Source organism: Bacillus nitratireducens (genome assembly GCF_036320425.1).
Lineage (GTDB): Bacteria > Bacillota > Bacilli > Bacillales > Bacillaceae_G > Bacillus_A > Bacillus_A nitratireducens.
On the sequence record NZ_JAUMJO010000037.1, the window covers coordinates 1 to 1704 of the forward strand.

Genomic DNA, 1704 nt, shown 5'->3' on the forward strand with positions numbered 1-1704 from the left:
GGACCTTGTCCCTGTGAGAGTAGGACGTCGCCAAGCAAAAACCTAAGTCGTTTCGACTTAGGTTTTTTTGTGTTTATTTTTATTTACCAAATGTTAAAATCCATAAATTGAATGAAGCTAAGGAAGAGAAAAGAATGAAATAGAAGCTGTTTAAAATAAGTTTGGATGATAAGGTGATAAAAAGATTATAAAGTTAATACTTTTAAATAGTAGTTGAAGGTAAGAATTACCTTTTTGTGGTAATTAAGTTGTAGTATAAATAAGGATATGTTAGATCGTATATGAAAAGGTTATGTAAAAAATAGCTATCTAGCTCTTTTTTACATAACCTTTTGTGTTTTTAAAGGATTTTATATAAGAAAAAATCTATAATTAAGGTAGTTAACATATATTTTTTTGATGGGTGTGGGGGATTTTATGAAGGAAATATGCATGTTATTAGTGGCTGTTATATTATGGGGGACGGCAATTGCGCCAACGAAATGGGCGTTAGAATCCATTCAACCATTTACTTTGTTGTTTATTCGTCTTTTCTTTGCGGGTGGAATTTGTATGCTTTTCTCATTTAACGAACTACAAAAAGCGGTTGTACATAAACATATTCCATGGAAAAGAATGAGTTTGTTATCTTTTACTGGTGTAGCTGGATACTTTATGTTCACATCCTACGGCATTTCTTTAACAAGTGGATTGCATGTTAGTATCATAGATGCTGCGTTACCGTTAGTTACAATACTTTTTTCGGCGTTCTTTTTGAAAGAGAAAATTCAGCTGAATTATTGGATAGGTATTATATTAGGGGTTATAGGGGTACTTCTTATTACAATTCCATCTAATAATGTCGATCAAGAGGTGTCTTTAATAGGAGATATCCTTATTTTATTAAGCACTTTCTTATTTGCTTTCTATACGGTGTTGTTAAAACAGCCAAAACAGGAACAGTATCTATCAAACAAGGTTTTTACAACATTAACTTTAATTATTGGGGCGTTTGTTTTATTACCATTTGCGATGGTAGAAACTTTTTATTATGGTTTCCCAAAGGTTGAAACGTGGAAGACTGGACTTAGTGTGATGTATCTTGTTATAGGGGCGACAATTCTAGCATATTGGTTTTGGAATAAAGCACTAGAGAGAGTTTCTGCATCAGTAAGTGGATTATATTTAAATGCATTACCATTAATAAGTATTGTTGCTTCAATTGTTCTATTAAATGAATCATTAACATGGAGAATAGTAATAGGCGGAGGCTTAGTCTTATTGGGAGTGATATGGGCAGATAAACGTAAATTAATTAATTTATTTCTGTTAGGCGATCGAAATATTAAAGAGAATGAAGATTGTTAAGGTTTCTAAGTACATGTATATAATGTTTAATTAAAAGGACGTCTTGCATGTAATGAGATGTCCTTTTTTATTATTTTCATTGAAATAGAGAAAATAAATAACTGAAATTAATATAGAAAATACCCTTGGGATTATTTTTATTATTAATTGAATAAAAGGTATTGACGATTAGACTATAGAGGTGTAATATAGAACAAGTCGCCGATGCAATAACGCAGAACGCGACAAACAAAATGAAAAACTTAGTTGACATTAACTAACGAAGATGTTAACATAAGGAAGTCGCAAATGAGCGGCAAAGAAGTTCTTTGAAAACTGAACGAAACAAACAACGTGAACGTCAATTTTTATTTTTTG

General features: G+C 31.3%; 1 protein-coding gene. It reads left to right on the forward strand.

Annotated features, from left to right (window positions below; all coding sequences use genetic code 11):
• Positions 1-417 precede the first annotated feature (417 nt).
• Positions 418-1347: a DMT family transporter gene (locus Q3V31_RS30605; RefSeq protein WP_090814659.1), complete on the forward strand. Its 930-nt coding sequence runs from the start codon at positions 418-420 to the stop codon at positions 1345-1347.
• Positions 1348-1704: the final 357 nt, after the last annotated feature.

Excerpts from the sequence above, each read along its gene's own strand:
- Q3V31_RS30605 (WP_090814659.1), top strand. The coding sequence starts at position 418 with ATGAAGGAAATATGCATGTTATTAGTGGCTGTTATATTATGGGGGACG.